The organism is Pedobacter sp. 01T416_2, from assembly GCF_056398925.1.
The window spans coordinates 1-1,399 of record NZ_JBFTQI010001101.1 but is presented as its reverse complement, the minus strand read 5'-3'; the positions used below and the strand labels follow the sequence as shown (position 1 = coordinate 1,399).

Annotated in this window: 1 protein-coding gene and 1 pseudogene; one reads left to right on the top strand and one right to left on the bottom strand. The window is 38.5% G+C overall.

What is annotated here, in order from left to right; all coding sequences use genetic code 11:
- Positions 1-236 (top strand): hypothetical protein (locus tag AC1DPQ_RS27720; RefSeq protein ID WP_477611563.1); only part of this gene is annotated, 236 nt, incomplete at its 5' end.
- 627 nt (positions 237-863) lie between these two features.
- On the opposite strand, the pseudogene AC1DPQ_RS27715 reads toward AC1DPQ_RS27720, so the two are convergent.
- Positions 864-1,399 (bottom strand): annotated as a pseudogene (locus AC1DPQ_RS27715) (glutamine synthetase type III); the annotation flags it as partial.

Below are 1,399 nucleotides of genomic sequence, written 5' to 3'. Positions count from 1 at the left end.
ATTGTGCACATCTTCTTTTGAGGCAGAAACGCCACGTTGATTGTACCTGTTATCACTCATGTTGGCGCAAAGATAAGGTTTTAAGAGGAAAGACTAAAGCTAAATACTTAAGGTTTTTTATGGCTAAATGGCAAGGCTTTTTTGCCCTAGGGCACCTGAGTTTATTTGCCATGAAGGCACAAAGCGCCCAGGGGTTTAAGGTTGTAAAAGATAGGGTTTCTTTTTTTTGGAAGTGAATATCCGTTTTTCATGGCGGCTTGCAGCCCCGCTTTTCCTCCTGCCGTTTTAAAGCTTTGGAACAGGGAAAAATAACTTGTAAAACGGCATCTGTACTATCGGGCTTAGGTACAAGGGGTAGGCTCTTTGTGGGTGGGTTTTTTCCTGCACAGGCCTATCTGAAATAAACCTGATTGCATGGATGCTGTAAACGGTGGATTTAAAAAAAATGGAGAATTTTACAGCAGGAAGGAAAGCAGGACTGGATTAACCGATGAGCATTGGTATTGCTTTCCAAAAAAAATGCTAGCTGACTGATTTATTTCAGGAGTGATCAATAAGCCAAGCATAAGTTTGGTATGAACAACTGGTTCGTTAATCAGTGGCCTTGATTCAATGTTCTAATTATTCGATAACAATCACTAGAATTAACCTCTCTCGATTAGATCCTGAAACAAGTTCAGGAGGACGTTGTGGTGGGGATAACTTAACCGATTTTAATAATTGATCGATTAACCAGTTTACCGTTTTTATTTGACAGTTTACTTGCAAAGGAAACCAATGACCAACGAACCAATGGCCAATGAACCAACAAAAAAAGGCGTAGAGTAAACCCTACGCCTTAAACCTTTTAGCTTACGCCTTTCTTATTTCATGAATAATAATTCTCTGAATTTTGGTAAAGGCCAAACGCTATCGTCAACAATTTGCTCTAATTTATCAGCGTGGTAACGGATGATATCGAAGTAAGATTTAACTTTCTCATCGTAAGCAATCGCTTTCTCGCGGGTATCTTCGATTTTGTTGGTTAATTTACGTTCTTCTAACATCGCATCGATATTGGTTTTAACAATTTCTAAATGCTCTGATAGTTTTTTAACGATATCGATAGAAACTTTGCTATCTACACCAATTGCTTTTAATCCTTGTACGTTTTCGATTAAAGAGTTTTGGTAAGCAATCGCAGCTGGGATAATGGCAGTGTTAGCCACTTCGCCCATTACACGTGCTTCGATCTGTAGTTTTTTATAGAAGTTTTCTAACATGATTTCATGACGGGCATGAATCTCACGTGCGCTATAAATACCTGTTGTTGCAAATAACTCAGCAGATTTTTCAGTTAAATAAGCATCTAAAGCTTTTGGTGTAGTTTTGATGTTTGATAAACCGCGTGTTGCAGCTT